Source organism: Enterococcus sp. DIV0421 (assembly GCF_051713745.1).
GTDB lineage: Bacteria > Bacillota > Bacilli > Lactobacillales > Enterococcaceae > Enterococcus_D > Enterococcus_D casseliflavus.
Map to the genome: position 1 here is coordinate 623,405 of NZ_JBIOQM010000002.1, position 15,829 is coordinate 639,233.

Sequence of the window (15,829 nt, forward strand, 5' to 3'; positions counted from 1 at the left end):
GATAGGCGGAGGTCGTTTAAGACAGGTTTCGTGAAACTTGTTATACTGGATTCATAGAAAATGAACCCAAACAAGGAGGCTGTTTTATGAAAGTATTATTGATCGTCAATCCAAGCTCTGGTGGGGAACAGGCCCAAGAATATGAGCAGCTGGCAGAAGAAAAGCTGCGGGAAGCTTTTTCAGAAGTCGTGGTCAAACATACCGAAAAAGAAGGAGATGCCACACGTTTTGCCTCTGAAGCGGTAGCAGAATTTGACAGTGTCTTTGCAATGGGCGGTGATGGTACCGTCAATGAAGCGGTCAATGGCTTAGCCCCTCATGACAAACGACCAAATTTTGGTTTCTTCCCGCTGGGAACAGTAAATGATTTAGCCAGAGCATTAGCGATTCCACTAGATCCTAAGGAAGCCATCGAATCATTTGCAGTGGATCACACCCGCAAAATCGATATTGGTCAGGTCAATCAAGACTATTTTACCAATGTGGTGGCGATCGGTATGATTCCAGCAGCGATCAACAACGTAGAGGTCGAAGAAAAAACCAAGCTGGGAAAAATGGCCTATTTTGTTTCTGGTCTACGGGAAGTGAGGAAAAATGAAAGTCATCCGTTTGAAGTGACCGCCGAAAATAATGGCGAAAAAACGACGATCGCTGTGGAAAGCAGTACGATGATCGTTGGGTCATCCAATACGATCGGCGGTTTCGAATCTCTTTTGCCTAAAGCGAGTACCGATGACGGCAAATTGCATCTGATCTACTTGAAGGATACGAATCTTTGGGAGACCGTCAAAAGTGTCCCAGAGCTTCTCAAAGGGGTGACAGAATCAAATGATGTTCTTGGCTATCAAACCTTTGATAAAGCTGCGATTCGTTTGGCGGATGGGGCAACGATCGAAACAAATGTCGATGGTGATCCAGGACCTGAATTGCCAATCACAGTAGCGGTACTGCCACAACATCTTACCGTGTATTGCGGAGCTGAAAAAGCCCGCTAAATCATTTATAACTAGGAAACGATCCGTCAACAGCGGATTGTTTTTTTTGTTCAGAAAGAGTATACTGGGAAAAAATTTACTGAAAGAAGGGATTCTATGACGATACGTTCTGCCACGATTGCAGATGCCCAAGCCTTGACAGCAATCTATGCTTATTATGTAGAAAATACACCGATTACCTTTGAAACGGAGGTGCCATCGGTTCAAGAATTCGCGGAACGCATCGCCAAGACCTTGAAACGCTACCCATATCTCGTTGCAGAAGAGGCTGGTGAAATCGTCGGTTATGCCTATGCGTCAGCCTATAAAGAACGGGCTGCGTACGATTGGACCGTTGAAGTAACCGTTTATTTAGCACCGGATGCCAAAGCAAAAGGGCTCGGCACCGCTCTTTATCAAGCGCTTGAAGAAAAATTAAAAGCGCAAAACGTGGTCAATCTGACTGCATGCATTACAGGAGGCAATCAACAAAGCGAGGCTTTTCATGAGAAGCTTGGGTATCGGAAAGTTGCTGATTTTGCGCATGTCGGCTATAAGTTCAAACAATGGCACGATGTGATTTGGATGCAAAAAAAACTGCAATGGTTTCCTGAGAAGGTACCAGCGTTCATTCCCAATGAAAAAGCCTAACGCATCCTGACTTTTGAATATCTTTTTTTGGCAAAATGCTTTATGCTGAGAGTAGCATGTGATAGGACGTTCTATTGCTCTTTCGAACAAAGTATTTTGCTTTTTCTGTGCGGAAAAAAAGTTGCTTTTTTATAGAAAAATGAGTAAAGTATTCAAGTGGAAAAAACAAGGAGGCGAAGCTGTTGGGCAAGCGAATCGAACGGATTTATCAATATATCGTCGAAAATACGATGAGCGGCTTAGGGGAAAAGAAAGGGTTGTCTACTTCAGAAGTTGCCGATCATTTAGCCATTCAGCGCAGTAATGCCAGTAAGGATTTAAATAAGCTTGTCAAAGAAGGGCGCGTCGAAAAAAGCGACTCGCGGCCTGTTCGCTACTGGGCGGCAGGGGTCGATCCCAGCAGTAGGGAAAAGTATGTGCCAAGCTACAAAGAAAGTCGCCCGCAAAGAGAAAAAGCCTTCCCTCAACGGGTACAAGGAAAACCCTCTGACCGAGATATTTTTGCGACGATCATCGGTGCCAACGGAAGTATGAAAAATGCCGTTGAGCAGGCGAAAGCAGCGATCTTGTATCCGCCAAAAGGGCTAAACTGCTTGATCACAGGGCCTACTGGTTCTGGGAAAACCTACTTTGCCCATGCAATGTTTCAGTTTGCCAAAAGCAATCAAGTAATTGCCGATGACAAAGAATTGATCGTCTTTAACTGTGCCGACTATGCAAATAACCCAGAGCTTTTGATGAGCCATTTGTTTGGTTATGTACGGGGGGCCTTTACGGGTGCCGATCAAGAGAAGATCGGTATTATTGATCAAGCGGATGAGAGTATGTTGTTTCTCGATGAGATCCATCGATTACCGCCAGAAGGGCAAGAAATGATTTTTTACTTTATGGACCATGGAACGTTTAGTCGTTTAGGGGAAACGGGCAAAAATCATCAAGCGAATGTCCGAATCGTTGGAGCGACTACCGAAGACCCCAACTCAACGCTATTAGATACCTTTACCCGACGCATTCCTATCAATATTCAACTGCCCTTCTTTGAGAAACGACCCGCATCAGAAAAAGTCGATCTCGTTCGGGTGTTAGTCGGGCAAGAGGCGTCCCGTATTCAGCGGACGATCACCTTGACAGAAGATGTAGTCAAAGCGTTGATCGGCAGTGTCAGTTTTGGGAATATCGGTCAATTGAAATCCAATGTCCAACTCGTCTGTGCACGGGGCTTTTTGAATCATATGCAACAAGATGAGATTGAGATCGATTTGATCGATTTGCCAGAAGGGATTCGTTCAGGATTGATCGTTTTGGGGAATCGCCGCAATGAGCTGGCGGAGCTTTCTAAAATCCTTGAACCGAAGATCAGCATTCAACCGAATCAAAACTTAAACAATATTCAATCAGATTCCTATGAATTGCCTTACAATCTCTACGATATCATCGGGGATAAAGCAGCCTTATTAAAAGCAGATGGTTTGGATCAAGAAGCAATCAATCATTTTATCTCAACCGATATCAATGTTCATTTGAAATCTTTTTATAAAGATCACGGCTTCTCTTTTAATTCTGTCAATAAACTAAGTGAATTTGTCGATCAGAAAGTGATCAGTGTAACAAATCAAATTTATGAGATGGTTCGGAAACGCTTAAATTACGATTTCCAGCAAAACTTTATTTACGCGATGAGTCTGCACATCAGTTCTTTTTTGAAAAAGATCCATCTGGGAGAAGAACGGCAAACCAACGACAACATTCGTCAAATGGTGGCGGATTACCCCCAAGAATTCGAAGTTGCCAAAGAAGTCCGCGACTTCATCGGCGACAGCTTTCACGTGGCGATTCCTGAAAGTGAATCCTATTACTTGGCAGTTCTATTGGTTTCACTGCGTACGACACATTCCTCTGGGAAAATTGGTGTCGTTGTGGCAGCTCACGGCAACAGTACGGCTAGTAGTATGGTACAAGTCGTCAAGCAGCTGTTGGAAGTCGATCAAGTGACAGCGGTGGACATGCCATTAGATATGCCACCGGCTGTGGCGTTGAAAAAAATCGTGGATAGTGTACGAGCAGTCAATGACGGCAGTGGGGTGATCCTCTTAGTCGATATGGGGTCCTTAGCGACCTTTAATAATGAAATCCAGCGAGAAACGGGTGTGGCTGTTCGAACAGTCGATATGGTGACTACCTCCATCGTCCTTGAGACGGTCCGTAAAGCATCAGTGATCGGCACGGACCTCGATCAGCTCTATGATTCATTACGGAAGTTCCGCGGATACGGAGCGGTCACTGTGGAAGAACCAGTGACACAAAACCACCACCCTAAAGCGATTCTAGCGGTCTGCGCTTCGGGAAAAGGGACAGCGCAGCGCATCAAAGAATTGATCCAAAGCTCATTGTCGAAACGCCAAAATCAAAATGTTGACGTAGTGACCTTATCGGTGGCGGATCTGAGAACGGACTTGGATCAGATTCAACAGCGCTACCGGCTGATTGCCGCAACGGGGATCATTGATCCGCATATCGATGCACCGTTTATTTCATTAGAACGTTTTATCGACCAAGATGTTGATCTTTTGTTGGATGATATCCTATTGGAAAACGATTTGAGTTTTGAAGATGAAGTGCAGCTAGATGATCGGCAGGCAAAGGAAATCTGTGTTCGGTATTTAGAGGAAAACTTTACCTATATCAATGCGAAAAAAGTGGTAGAGCCGTTGTGGAAATTTGGCGAAGAGATCATTCACGATTTGGATTTGGTAGGGGCGCAGCAAGGCTTTCAGATCAATTTTGTGATGCATGGCGCAGGTATGCTGGAGCGGATCTTATTGCGTCAACCATTGACTGTTTCTGAAATTGATTTAGCAGCGATGGAGGAGAATCCTCTTTACGGCCAATTGCATGTGCATGTCCAATCATTTTCGCGCTTGATGAATATCGAAGTGCCGAAGACAGAAGAGTATTACCTGCTGGAGTTGATCAAAAACCATCACGAAAAAGAAATGTATTTTTAAATCCTGCAAATAATACAGATACACTAAAAAAGATACAGTATTTTTTAGTGTATCTTTTTTAGTGTATTGTCCGAATGCTGATTCTTAAGGTTTTTTCAAGAATAGTGTATCGAAAAAACTTGGCACGCTTCTTGCTTCTATATAAGTGGATACAGGAGGTGATTGAAAAAAGAACAGATCCTCAATATGAAAAGCGGATCGATGGATGTAGGAGGCTTGCACAATGGGAATGGATATACGTCTTGCCCGAATCGACGATCGGTTGATTCATGGTCAGGTCGCCACAGCTTGGTCGAAAATGACTGGTATCAATCGAATCATCGTGGTCAGTGATGAGGTCGCAAATGACCAATTACGGAAGTTTCTCTTGAAAGAAGCTGCTCCACCAGGAATCAAATCCAATGTGGTGACAGTAGCAAAAATGCTTGAGGTGGCGCATAACACATTATTTAATACGCAAAAAGTCATGTTATTATTTACCAACCCTCAAGATGTCGTGACTCTGGTCAAAGGAGGCATTGACATTCGTTCCGTCAATATCGGCGGCATGAGCTTTTCAATGGGAAAACGGATGATCACTAATTTCGTGTCAGTCAATGATCAAGATCTTGCTTCGCTGCTTTATTTGCAAAATCAAGGCATAGAAGTAGAGATACGCAAAGTTCCAGCTGATCGTAAAATCTTTTTGAAGGATATTTTGGAAAAAGAAGGTAGTCACCCTTAATTTTTTCGATGTTGTTTTTTCTTTCGTATTCGTGTCACATTTTTCAATTTTGATATAGGAGGTAAAAAGATGGTAGGAATTATCCTAGCAAGTCATGGAGAATTTGCTAACGGCATTTTGCAATCTGGTTCAATGATCTTCGGCGAACAAGAAAATGTTAAAGCTGTTACATTGATGCCAAGTGAAGGTCCAGATGACATCAAGGCAAAAATGCAAGAAGCAATTGCTACATTTGACGATCAAGAAGAAGTATTATTCTTAGTTGATCTTTGGGGTGGTACTCCTTTCAACCAAGCAAACAGCTTGTTTGAAGATCACAAAGACAAATGGGCAATCGTTGCTGGTATGAATTTACCAATGGTGATCGAAGCCTATGCTTCACGTTTTTCAATGAACACTGCGCATGAAATCGCTGCGCACATCGTTGAAACAGCTAAAGAAGGGGTTAAGGTCAAACCAGAAGAGCTTGAACCAGAAGAAGCGACAGCACCAAAAGCTGTGCAAGACGATCAACCTAAAGGATCACTTCCTCCGGGAACTGTTCTAGGCGATGGCAAGATCAAAATCGTGCTTGCGCGTGTGGATTCTCGTTTGCTACATGGTCAAGTCGCTACAGCTTGGACAAAATCAGTTAATCCATCTCGGATCATCGTTGTTTCTGATGCAGTGGCAAAAGATGATTTGCGTAAAAAACTGATCGAACAAGCAGCTCCTCCAGGAGTAAAAGCGAACGTCATTCCAGTGGATAAAATGATCGAAGTTTCTAAAGACCCTCGTTTCGGGAATACGAAAGCTTTACTATTATTTGAAAACCCACAAGATGTGTTGCGTGCAGTTGAAGGCGGCGTTGACATCACTGAAGTGAACGTTGGTTCAATGGCTCACTCTGTTGGGAAAGTTGTTGTAAGTAAAGTATTGTCGATGGGTACGGACGATGTGAAGACATTTGAAGATCTAAAAGGACGCGGCATCAAATTTGATGTACGTAAAGTGCCAAATGACTCTCGAGACAACATGGACGAAATCTTACGCAAAGCCAAAAATGAATTGGCGAATAAATAGAAACGTATTCAACTAAATAGGAGGTCTATCATGACTATTATATCTATGGTATTAGTAGTACTCGTTGCCTTTTTAGCTGGTATGGAAGGAATCTTGGATGAATTCCAATTCCATCAACCGCTAGTCGCGTGTACTTTGATCGGTTTAGTGACCGGTAATTTGGAAGCATGTATCATTTTGGGCGGATCATTACAAATGATCGCACTTGGATGGGCAAATATCGGTGCCGCTGTTGCACCTGATGCTGCATTGGCGTCTGTTGCATCTGCAATTATTTTAGTTTTAGGTGGACAAGGAACTGCTGGTGTTGATACAGCGATTGCCGTTGCGATCCCTCTAGCTGTTGCTGGTTTGTTCTTGACAATGATCGTTCGTACATTGGCTGTGCCAATCGTTCACTTTATGGATGCTGCTGCTGAAGAAGGCAACATTCGTAAAATCGAAATGTGGCATGTGATCGCTGTATGTATGCAAGGGGTTCGTATTGCGATTCCTGCAGCTGCATTGTTGGCAATTCCTGCTGCAACTGTTCAAAACTTCTTAGAATCAATGCCTGCATGGTTAACTGATGGTATGGCTATCGGTGGTGGTATGGTTGTTGCCGTTGGTTATGCAATGGTTATCAACATGATGGCAACTCGTGAAGTATGGCCATTCTTCATTATCGGTTTCGTTATCGCAGCTATTTCTCAATTGACATTGATCGCTATCGGTGCTTTGGCAGTAGCAATCGCATTGATCTACTTGAACCTAACTAAAATGGGCGGATCATCAAATGGAGGCGGCGGCAGCAACACTGGCGACCCTCTAGGCGATATCTTGAATGACTATTAGAATCGAAGGAGGAGAAAAAAATGGCAGAAAAAATTCAATTAAATAAAAAAGATCGTTTAGCCGTAGCATGGCGCTCTACCTTCATTCAAGGTTCATGGAACTATGAACGTATGCAAAATGGTGGTTGGGCATTCTCAATGATTCCAGCAATCAAAAAATTATACAAAACAAAAGAAGACCGTGCCGCTGCATTGAAGCGTCACTTAGAATTCTTTAACACTCACCCATATATCGCATCGCCAATCTTAGGGGTAACATTAGCCTTAGAAGAAGAACGTGCCAATGGCGCGCCTGTCGATGACGTAGCGATCCAAGGGGTAAAAGTTGGGATGATGGGTCCTTTAGCCGGTGTCGGTGACCCTGTGTTCTGGTTTACTGTACGTCCGATGTTAGGTGCTCTAGGTGCTTCTCTTGCTTTAGCTGGAAACATCTTAGGTCCAATCATCTTCTTCGTTGCATGGAACATCATCCGTTGGGCATTTATGTGGTACACACAAGAATTCGGCTATCGTGCTGGTTCAAAAATCACTGATGACCTTTCAGGCGGATTGTTGCAAGATGTAACAAAAGGTGCTTCAATTTTAGGGATGTTCGTATTAGGTTCACTCGTTCAGCGTTGGGTATCGATCTCATTTGCGCCAGTTGTCTCAAGCGTACCGCTTGATGAAGGTGCTTATGTCGATTGGGCGAACTTGCCTTCTGGCTCTGCTGGTTTGCAACAAGCCTTCCAACAAGTTGCTGAAGGCCGTGCGTTGACTGATACAAAAGTAACAACATTGCAAAACAACTTGGATCAATTGATTCCTGGTCTAGCTGCACTATTGCTTACTTTATTATGTATGTGGTTATTGAAGAAAAAAGTTTCTCCAATCATCATTATTATCGGTCTATTCTTAGTCGGTATCGGTGGACACTTGATCGGATTGTTATAATCTTTTCAATGAAAGGTGCTTGGGGCAACCCAAGTACCTTTTTATTTATTCGCCAAACCTGCTGCAAACACGTATAATAAGATAATAAGACGATATAGAATGGAGTAAGCGCAAATGGTACAATCTCTTAATACAAAAGTGGATTTGACGATCGATGCTACGTCTTTTTTAGGGATCAATGAGTACGGCAAAATCATGATCGGCGATAAAGCCTTTGAGTTTTACAATGACCGTGACAAACGCAAGTTTATTCAGATCCCATGGGAAGATGTCGACTATGTGATCGCTTCGGTCATGTTCAAAGGCCGTTGGATACCACGCTATGCGATCCGCACCAAAAAGAATGGCACGTATACCTTCTCCTCAAAAGAACCAAAAAAAGTCTTGCGAGCGATTCGTGAATACGTCGATCCAGACCATATGGTGCATTCATTAGGCTTTTTTGATGTATTGAAACGAGCCTTCACTCGCAGAAAATAACAAAAGAGCATATATTTTTCCAATTGATTCTCAATATGGTACCCTTTTTATAAGAAAGTTTAGGAGGGGTTAGTATGCACTTTTTATGGACATTGATCGTAGGAGCGGTCATCGGTTCAATCGGTGGTGCCATTGCAGGCGAAAAACGCGGTTGTATTTTTGATATCGTTGCGGGACTTGTAGGCGCATCGATTGGTCAAGGCCTTTTTGGCACTTGGGGACCGCAAGTAGCAGGAATGGCCATCGTGCCAGCGATTATCGGTGCGGTCATTTTCGTGGCAGTCGTATCGTTCTTTTTGGGACGTAAAAGATAATTATCAAAAAAGCAATTCATTTATTGAATTGCTTTTTTTTGTGCACGGAAGCCATCATTTAGAAGAGAACAACGAAAGATCACACGGCAGTTTTTTTAAAGTGCTCTATCGTTTATTCATATTGTTTGATTTTTTAGAAAACTTTTCGCTTGCTTTCCGCTTTTTCTGGAAGTTTGTTATAATACTATCGTATAGAACAAGAAAGTAGGGAACGATACATGTTAAGAGTTGAAAAATTACGTGAAGCAATGAGAAAAGATTCGATTGATGGGTTCTTGATCACCAGCCCATACAATTTGCGTTACTTGACAAACTTTACTGGGACAACTGGTTTAGCAGTCATTACGTTGGACAAAGCTTTTTTTGTAACAGATTTCCGATATACAGAGCAAGCAGCTGCCCAAGCTCAAGGTTTTGAGATCGTAAAAAATAGCGGACCGATTTTTGAAGAAGTTGCAACCATCTGCCAAAAGGAAGAAATCAATGTCTTAGCATTTGAAGAAAGTTTCGTCAGCTTTGCTGAATACTCCGTCTTAGAAGACTTGATCGAGGAATCATCCCTTGCCCCTGTATCGGGGATGATCGAGGCTTTGCGGGAAGTCAAAGATGAGGAAGAGATCGCATTGATCCAACAAGCTTGCCATATCGCCGATCAAGGATTCGAACATATTTTGAAAATGGTCCGCCCAGGAATGACAGAAATCGAAGTGGCGAATCAGTTAGATTTCTTTATGCGTTCATTAGGTGCCACAAGCGTATCTTTTGAAACGATCGTTGCTAGTGGGTTGCGTTCAGCAATGCCCCATGGGGTTGCCAGTGAAAAAGTGATCGAACAAGGCGATCTGATCACGTTAGACTTTGGCTGTTACTATCAAGGCTATGTGTCTGATATGACTAGAACCTTTGCAGTAGGAGATCCTGGCGATAAATTGAAGGAAATCTATCAAATCGTACTTGAAGCGCAAGAAAAAGTCTTGGCCGCAGCAAAACCTGGAATGACCGGAATTGAACTAGATGCGATCGCTCGGGATCACATTGCTTCCTTTGGCTACGGAGATGCCTTTGGTCATTCAACAGGTCATGGGATTGGTTTGGAGATCCACGAAGGACCAAATGTATCCTTCCGCGCTGATAAAGCATTTGTTGTCGGAAACGTCATTACAGATGAACCAGGGATCTATTTTCCAGGAATTGGCGGCGTTCGTATCGAAGATGATCTTTTGATCACCGAAACTGGTAATAAAGTGTTGACACATTCACCGAAAGAATTGATCATTCTCTGATTCATCGACCTTGTTTTTCAGAAAATTCATTGAGAATAGTGGGTTATTATAGATTCTCAGTGCAGAAAATGATAAACTTAGAGCGAGAAGAAACACTGTGCCATGGATGTTATTGATTGAATCAAGCGTTGGTTTGCTTCAAACGGAAAAAACGAGCGGTTTTTTTACAAACAATACGGTACAGCTGTTTAGAATGGAGGCAAAAACGTATGAATGAAGATAAAAACCTTGTATTAAATGCAAGTCCTGAATTAGGCGAGATCGTCATCGCACCAGAAGTGATCGAGATCATTATTGGGATCGCTGCTTCTAAAGTGGAAGGTGTCTATGGGATGCGAGGAACACTGGCAAACAGTGTCACTGAATTATTAGGTCGCGCAGCTCATGGCAAAGGGGTCTACTTAACGATCGATGAAACAGGGATCAAAGTGGACATCTACTGCTATATCACTTATGGGATGTCAGTGCCTAAAGTGGCAATGGAGATCCAAGAACGGGTCAAACAGCAAGTCTTATTTATGACAGATGTACAACTGGCTGAAGTAAATGTTCATGTTGTGGCAGTCGTGCCAGAAAAAGTAGATTTACCAGACATCGAAGAATTATTTGGAAACGACGAGGAAGAAAATGAGTAAAGAATTATCACGGCATGAAATACGGAAAATGGCGTTACAAGCTTTATTTCCACTAGACTTTAATAAAGATTTAACGAAACAAGATGCCATCATGCATGCCATCGAGTTGGAACACCATGAATTGATCGATGAAGAACAAGAGCATTTTGTGCCTGTTTATTTAGATCAATTAGTGGCAGGTGTCTGTCATTACAAAGAAGCCTTGGATGAGGTCATTCAAAGTCATTTAAAAGCTGGTTGGAAAATCCAGCGTTTATCAAAAATGGACGTGACGATTTTACGAATTGCTTTGTATGAAATGATCTATGTGGATAATGTGCCGAATCGTGTGGCTTTGAATGAAGCGATCGAATTAGCGAAAACCTTTAGTGACGATCAGTCCAGAAAGTTTGTCAACGGTATTTTATCGACAGTCAATCAAGAGCTAGAAACAAAAACCAACCAAGTAAGTGAGTAATTTTCAGCCCTAACACGATCGATCAAAAGAGATCAGCTTTTTTTCGATCGAGTCAGAAACCGAACGATTTATGAGCAACCGCCTTGTTTTGACGGTCCTGCTTGATCGTTCGGTTTTTTTTGCACGCACTTTGTCGGTTTACCCTCGTTTTTTCCGAAAAAAGGGAGCCTTAGACGGTGTTTTTCTTTTCAGAAAATGCTATGATAGAAAACATGAAGAAGCATATCGACAAACGATTGGTGCGTTTCTTTTTACAAAATAAGTCAGTATAATCAGGTTGGAGGAGTTGTCAGAATGGGTACATTAATCAATGGAAAAGAATTGGCTGAAAAAATGCAAGCAGCGTTTCTTTCAGAGACAGCAACACTAAAAGATCAGGGTGTGACACCGGGATTAGTTGTTTTGCTTGTTGGAGAAGACAAAGCGAGTCAGACTTATGTGAAAAATAAAGAACTAGCTGCGGCGAAAATCGGCATCAATTCCCGTGTTGCCCGCTACCCTGAATCCATTACTGAGGCAGAATTATTAGCAGAAATCGAGCAGTTCAATAACGATGATGCCTTTCATGGAATTTTGGTTCAACTTCCTTTGCCAAAACATATCAATGAAGAAAAAGTACTGTTAGCCATCAAACCAGAAAAAGATGTCGACGGCTTTCATCCAATCAATTTAGGAAAATTATTCGCAGGTGTACCTGACCGAATTCCTTGTACCCCTTATGGCATTATGAAAATGTTTGCTGCGTATGGGATCGAATTGGAAGGGAAAAATGCCTTAGTGATCGGTCGCAGCAACATTGTCGGAAAACCAATGGCGCACTTGCTCTTGGGGGCAAATGCCACCGTGACTATTGCTCATTCAAAAACCAAAAATCTGCCCGAGTTGGCAAAACAAGCGGACATTTTAGTCGTGGCTATCGGCCGCGGTCATTTTGTCACAAAAGACTTCGTAAAAGAAGGGGCTGTGGTGATTGATGTTGGGATGAATCGTGATGCCAACGGCAAGTTGATCGGCGATGTGAAATTTGATGAAGTCGAACCGATCGCTAGCTATATCACACCGGTACCTAGAGGTGTAGGTCCAATGACGATCACGATGTTGATGGCCCAAACGATCGAGGCAGCAAAGGAGACAATGAAAAACTAAATGGCGCAAGAATATTTAACGGTAACCGCATTAACAAAATATATCAAGCGTAAGTTTGACGTCGATCCGTATCTAGAGCGGGTTTATTTGACGGGGGAGATCTCCAATTTTCGTCGTCGCCCCAATCACCAATACTTTAGTTTGAAGGATGATGGTGCAAAGATTTCGACCGTCATGTTCAAAGGCGCTTTTGACAAGCTGCGCTTTCAACCAGAAGAGGGCATGAAAGTCATGGCGGTTGGGCGTATCACTCTGTATGAGGCAAGCGGAAATTACCAGATGGTGATCGATCATATGGAACCAGACGGTGTCGGCGCTCTTTATCAAGCCTATGAACAATTAAAGCAGAAATTGGCAGCAGAAGGTTTATTTTCTGCACCGAAGCAGTCCTTGCCGAAATACCCGAAACGCATCGCGGTTTTGACCAGTCCTAGTGGAGCGGTGATCAGAGATATCATCACGACGACACAGCGGCGTTATCCCATTGCTCAGATCGTTTTGTATCCAACCGTGGTACAAGGCAATAAAGCTGCGGATGATGTGGTGAAAAATATCCAACGAGTCGAAGCCGATGGGACCTTTGATACTATGATCATCGGACGTGGGGGTGGATCGATCGAGGACCTCTGGCCTTTCAATGAAGAACGAGTGGCAAGAGCCATTTTTGATGCAAAAACCCCCATTATTTCTTCAGTGGGGCATGAAACCGATACGACGATTGCCGATTTAGTGGCGGATGTGCGGGCGGCAACTCCGACCGCCGCTGCCGAATTAGCGGTGCCAGTGCTGTCGGAGGAGATTTTGCGGATCGAAGAAAGACAAGCCCGATTAGAGCAAGCATTTATGCACCAGATCCAGTACAAACAAGAACGCTATCAGCGAGTGATTGGATCGTATGTTTTTCGACAACCAGAGCGCTTGTATGAGGCACAGTCGATCAAACTCGATCAGTTGCAGCAGCGGATGCAGCAAGGCTTGCAAACCTTGCTTTATGACAAGGATCGCCAGGCACAGCAATTGATTTCACGGTTGGCCCAGCAACAACCAAAAGCGCGATTACAAGCCAGCAATCAAGAGGTCAGCTATCTTTCTCAACGCTTAACGAAAGCCATGAAAGATATTTATGCGGCAAAAGAAAATCAATTTGCAAATGCAGTCCAATCCCTTGATTTGTTAAGCCCACTAAAAATCATGGGACGCGGCTACAGCTATACCACGAAAAATGAGCAGGTGATCAAATCGATTGATGCGATCGAGCCAGAAGATCAGCTGACGATCCATTACCAAGATGGCCAAGCGCTGGTCGAAGTTATTAGTACAGAAGGAGTTAATCATGGCAAATCCAACATTTGAAGAATCATTACAAGAATTAGAAAAAATCGTAACCCGTTTGGAACAAGGTGATGTTCCATTGGAAGAAGCGTTAGATGCTTTTCAAAAAGGCATGGTTTTGAGCAAGCAATGCAAGGACACCTTGAGTAAAGCGGAAAAATCCTTAACAAAAATGATGACTGAATCCAATGAAGAAGTCCCCTTTGAAGAGGAAAGCCAATGAGTGCTTTGAAGGAATTTACGAAAGAACACGCCCCATTGATCGAAGAAGTTATGGAACGTTTTGTCAAAGAACACACTTCTGATCAACGACTATTTGAAAGCATGCAGTATTCGATCCAAGCTGGCGGCAAACGCATTCGCCCGCTTTTATTGGCAGCAACAGTCGCCGCTTTTCACAAACCCATCAATACCGCGGTGTACCAGTGTGCAGCAGCCCTAGAAATGGTGCATACGTATTCGCTGATCCATGATGATCTGCCAGCAATGGACAACGATGATCTGCGTCGAGGCAAACCCACCAACCATAAGGTTTTTGGTGAAGCTTTAGCGATTTTAGCTGGAGATGGTCTTTTGACGGCTGCGTTTCAATTGGTCGCTATGGCGGAAATCGAAGCCAATCAAAAAGTCTTGCTGCTGCAGCAGTTGAGTAAAGCAGCGGGCACGCAAGGGATGGTCGCCGGCCAAGCAGCTGATATTCAAGGGGAGAACCAAGCCCTTCGTCTTGAGGAGCTCATGTCAATCCATGAACGAAAGACTGGAGAATTGATCCGCTTTGCGGTGATTGCTGGTGGTGTCTTAGCCGACCAGACGGAAGAGGTTCTGCATGAATTGGATCGCTTTGCCCAGCATATTGGGTTAGCCTTTCAAATTCGCGACGATCTGTTAGATGCCACTAGTACGACCGAAGAGCTAGGCAAAGTTGTCCGCCGAGATGACGAGTTGGCGAAAAGTACCTATCCTGCTTTACTTGGCTTAGCAGGCGCGCAGCAAGCCTTGACTGAAGAATTGAGCAAAGCCAAAGAAATTCTGGCACAGTTAAGCCGATACGGTCAATTTACGCCGGATGTTTTATTGGCATTTGTGGAACGATTTGAGATTCGAGGGAACGCATGAAGAAAGAACGAGTAGATGTTTTAGCTGTCCAGCAAGGCCTCTTTGAGACCCGCGAGCAAGCCAAACGAGGAGTGATGGCTGGATTGGTGTACAAAGAAAAAAACAATGAGCGACTAGATAAGCCTGGAGAAAAAATTGCCGCAGATACACTGCTGCAGATCAAAGGGAAGAAGCTGCCTTATGTTTCTCGTGGTGGTCTCAAGTTAGAAAAAGCACTCAAAGTTTTTGATTTTGACGTAACCGATAAAATCATGTTAGATATCGGCGCTTCCACCGGTGGCTTTACTGATGCGGCGCTGCAAAATGGCGCCAAAAAAAGCTATGCACTGGATGTCGGTTACAATCAGTTGGCATGGAAGCTGCGGCAAGATGAGCGAGTGATTGTAATGGAACGGGTCAACTTCCGTTATGCAAAACCAACAGACTTCCTGGATGGTCTTCCTGAAGCTGCTACGATCGATGTTTCTTTTATTTCACTTAAACTGATCTTACCTCCCCTTTATGATATTTTGGTAGCGGATGGCGAAGTGATGGCGCTGATCAAACCACAATTTGAAGCGGGCAAAGAAGCGGTCGGAAAAAATGGGATCGTTCGTGACCCCAAAACCCATGAACGAGTGTTGGAGGAAGTACTGGCATTCGCTAAGAAAACAAAATTCGATGTATTAAACCTAAGTTTTTCACCAATCACTGGTGGCGAAGGGAATATCGAGTTTATCGTACATTTAAAGAAAAGCCTGCAAGAAGGCACCGCAGCAGGGATCGACATCCCGAAAGTTGTTGCATCAGCACATGAGACCTTTCATCAACCAAAATAAAGAATGGAAGAGAGTGGACATTTTACTTGTCGGCTCTCTTTCTTTCTTGCGCAAAATAGGATAAAA

Annotated in this window: 17 protein-coding genes; all 17 read left to right on the forward strand. The window is 43.5% G+C overall.

Features of this window, described 5'->3' with window-relative positions; genetic code table 11:
• Window positions 1–86: 86 nt before the first annotated feature.
• The 17 genes from IGI96_RS14025 (at window position 87) to IGI96_RS14105 (ending at window position 15,763) form a co-directional block, all read left to right on the forward strand.
• A complete protein-coding gene (locus IGI96_RS14025; RefSeq protein WP_086338354.1) occupies window positions 87–995 on the forward strand; it encodes a diacylglycerol/lipid kinase family protein in 909 nt (302 codons plus the stop codon).
• A 96-nt stretch (window positions 996–1,091) separates the two neighbouring features.
• On the forward strand, window positions 1,092–1,625 hold the full coding sequence (locus IGI96_RS14030; protein WP_375838617.1) for a GNAT family N-acetyltransferase: 534 nt from the start codon (window positions 1,092–1,094) through the stop codon (window positions 1,623–1,625).
• A gap of 230 nt (window positions 1,626–1,855) precedes the next feature.
• Window positions 1,856–4,630 (forward strand): sigma-54-dependent transcriptional regulator, encoded by a 2,775-nt coding sequence (locus IGI96_RS14035; RefSeq protein ID WP_060792504.1) that lies wholly within the window; start codon window positions 1,856–1,858, stop codon window positions 4,628–4,630.
• A 229-nt stretch (window positions 4,631–4,859) separates the two neighbouring features.
• On the forward strand, window positions 4,860–5,354 hold the full coding sequence (locus tag IGI96_RS14040; RefSeq protein ID WP_026008065.1) for a PTS system mannose/fructose/N-acetylgalactosamine-transporter subunit IIB: 495 nt from the start codon (window positions 4,860–4,862) through the stop codon (window positions 5,352–5,354).
• 69 nt (window positions 5,355–5,423) lie between these two features.
• On the forward strand, window positions 5,424–6,416 hold the full coding sequence (locus tag IGI96_RS14045) for a mannose/fructose/sorbose PTS transporter subunit IIA (RefSeq protein ID WP_005225763.1): 993 nt from the start codon (window positions 5,424–5,426) through the stop codon (window positions 6,414–6,416).
• Window positions 6,417–6,446: 30 nt separating this feature from the next.
• Entirely contained in the window at window positions 6,447–7,250 is an 804-nt protein-coding gene (locus IGI96_RS14050; protein WP_005225764.1) for a PTS mannose/fructose/sorbose transporter subunit IIC, read from the forward strand.
• A 20-nt stretch (window positions 7,251–7,270) separates the two neighbouring features.
• Window positions 7,271–8,182, forward strand: coding sequence for a PTS system mannose/fructose/sorbose family transporter subunit IID (locus IGI96_RS14055; RefSeq protein ID WP_005225765.1), 912 nt, complete (start codon window positions 7,271–7,273; stop codon window positions 8,180–8,182).
• Between the two features lie 114 nt (window positions 8,183–8,296).
• The gene (locus tag IGI96_RS14060) at window positions 8,297–8,662 is read left to right on the forward strand and encodes a DUF956 family protein (protein WP_005225766.1); all 366 of its coding nucleotides are present in this window, start codon (window positions 8,297–8,299) and stop codon (window positions 8,660–8,662) included.
• 74 nt (window positions 8,663–8,736) lie between these two features.
• A complete protein-coding gene (locus tag IGI96_RS14065; RefSeq protein WP_005225767.1) occupies window positions 8,737–8,976 on the forward strand; it encodes a GlsB/YeaQ/YmgE family stress response membrane protein in 240 nt (79 codons plus the stop codon).
• A gap of 218 nt (window positions 8,977–9,194) precedes the next feature.
• On the forward strand, window positions 9,195–10,259 hold the full coding sequence (locus tag IGI96_RS14070; protein WP_086338352.1) for a M24 family metallopeptidase: 1,065 nt from the start codon (window positions 9,195–9,197) through the stop codon (window positions 10,257–10,259).
• 209 nt (window positions 10,260–10,468) lie between these two features.
• A complete protein-coding gene (locus IGI96_RS14075; protein WP_005225770.1) occupies window positions 10,469–10,894 on the forward strand; it encodes an Asp23/Gls24 family envelope stress response protein in 426 nt (141 codons plus the stop codon).
• The gene (gene nusB / locus IGI96_RS14080; protein ID WP_081116530.1) at window positions 10,887–11,351 is read left to right on the forward strand and encodes a transcription antitermination factor NusB; all 465 of its coding nucleotides are present in this window, start codon (window positions 10,887–10,889) and stop codon (window positions 11,349–11,351) included. The genes IGI96_RS14075 and nusB overlap by 8 nt, the downstream gene beginning before the upstream one ends.
• 294 nt (window positions 11,352–11,645) lie before the next feature.
• Entirely contained in the window at window positions 11,646–12,497 is an 852-nt protein-coding gene (locus tag IGI96_RS14085; protein ID WP_086292168.1) for a bifunctional methylenetetrahydrofolate dehydrogenase/methenyltetrahydrofolate cyclohydrolase, read from the forward strand.
• The gene (gene xseA / locus IGI96_RS14090) at window positions 12,498–13,850 is read left to right on the forward strand and encodes an exodeoxyribonuclease VII large subunit (RefSeq protein WP_010747995.1); all 1,353 of its coding nucleotides are present in this window, start codon (window positions 12,498–12,500) and stop codon (window positions 13,848–13,850) included. It begins immediately after the preceding gene.
• Entirely contained in the window at window positions 13,831–14,052 is a 222-nt protein-coding gene (locus IGI96_RS14095; protein ID WP_086338350.1) for an exodeoxyribonuclease VII small subunit, read from the forward strand. Before xseA ends, IGI96_RS14095 begins: the two co-directional genes overlap by 20 nt.
• The gene (locus IGI96_RS14100; protein WP_074535690.1) at window positions 14,049–14,945 is read left to right on the forward strand and encodes a polyprenyl synthetase family protein; all 897 of its coding nucleotides are present in this window, start codon (window positions 14,049–14,051) and stop codon (window positions 14,943–14,945) included. Before IGI96_RS14095 ends, IGI96_RS14100 begins: the two co-directional genes overlap by 4 nt.
• Window positions 14,942–15,763 carry a TlyA family RNA methyltransferase gene (locus tag IGI96_RS14105; protein WP_005225776.1) on the forward strand — a complete coding sequence of 274 codons (822 nt, stop codon included), beginning with the start codon at window positions 14,942–14,944 and terminating at the stop codon, window positions 15,761–15,763. Before IGI96_RS14100 ends, IGI96_RS14105 begins: the two co-directional genes overlap by 4 nt.
• Window positions 15,764–15,829 lie beyond the last annotated feature (66 nt).

Excerpts from the sequence above, each read along its gene's own strand:
- IGI96_RS14025 (WP_086338354.1), top strand. The coding sequence starts at position 87 with ATGAAAGTATTATTGATCGTCAATCCAAGCTCTGGTGGGGAACAGGCC.
- IGI96_RS14030 (WP_375838617.1), top strand. The coding sequence starts at position 1,092 with ATGACGATACGTTCTGCCACGATTGCAGATGCCCAAGCCTTGACAGCA.
- IGI96_RS14035 (WP_060792504.1), top strand. The coding sequence starts at position 1,856 with ATGAGCGGCTTAGGGGAAAAGAAAGGGTTGTCTACTTCAGAAGTTGCC.
- IGI96_RS14040 (WP_026008065.1), top strand. The coding sequence starts at position 4,860 with ATGGATATACGTCTTGCCCGAATCGACGATCGGTTGATTCATGGTCAG.
- IGI96_RS14045 (WP_005225763.1), top strand. The coding sequence starts at position 5,424 with ATGGTAGGAATTATCCTAGCAAGTCATGGAGAATTTGCTAACGGCATT.
- IGI96_RS14050 (WP_005225764.1), top strand. The coding sequence starts at position 6,447 with ATGACTATTATATCTATGGTATTAGTAGTACTCGTTGCCTTTTTAGCT.
- IGI96_RS14055 (WP_005225765.1), top strand. The coding sequence starts at position 7,271 with ATGGCAGAAAAAATTCAATTAAATAAAAAAGATCGTTTAGCCGTAGCA.
- IGI96_RS14060 (WP_005225766.1), top strand. The coding sequence starts at position 8,297 with ATGGTACAATCTCTTAATACAAAAGTGGATTTGACGATCGATGCTACG.
- IGI96_RS14065 (WP_005225767.1), top strand. The coding sequence starts at position 8,737 with ATGCACTTTTTATGGACATTGATCGTAGGAGCGGTCATCGGTTCAATC.
- IGI96_RS14070 (WP_086338352.1), top strand. The coding sequence starts at position 9,195 with ATGTTAAGAGTTGAAAAATTACGTGAAGCAATGAGAAAAGATTCGATT.
- IGI96_RS14075 (WP_005225770.1), top strand. The coding sequence starts at position 10,469 with ATGAATGAAGATAAAAACCTTGTATTAAATGCAAGTCCTGAATTAGGC.
- nusB (WP_081116530.1), top strand. The coding sequence starts at position 10,887 with ATGAGTAAAGAATTATCACGGCATGAAATACGGAAAATGGCGTTACAA.
- IGI96_RS14085 (WP_086292168.1), top strand. The coding sequence starts at position 11,646 with ATGGGTACATTAATCAATGGAAAAGAATTGGCTGAAAAAATGCAAGCA.
- xseA (WP_010747995.1), top strand. The coding sequence starts at position 12,498 with ATGGCGCAAGAATATTTAACGGTAACCGCATTAACAAAATATATCAAG.
- IGI96_RS14095 (WP_086338350.1), top strand. The coding sequence starts at position 13,831 with ATGGCAAATCCAACATTTGAAGAATCATTACAAGAATTAGAAAAAATC.
- IGI96_RS14100 (WP_074535690.1), top strand. The coding sequence starts at position 14,049 with ATGAGTGCTTTGAAGGAATTTACGAAAGAACACGCCCCATTGATCGAA.
- IGI96_RS14105 (WP_005225776.1), top strand. The coding sequence starts at position 14,942 with ATGAAGAAAGAACGAGTAGATGTTTTAGCTGTCCAGCAAGGCCTCTTT.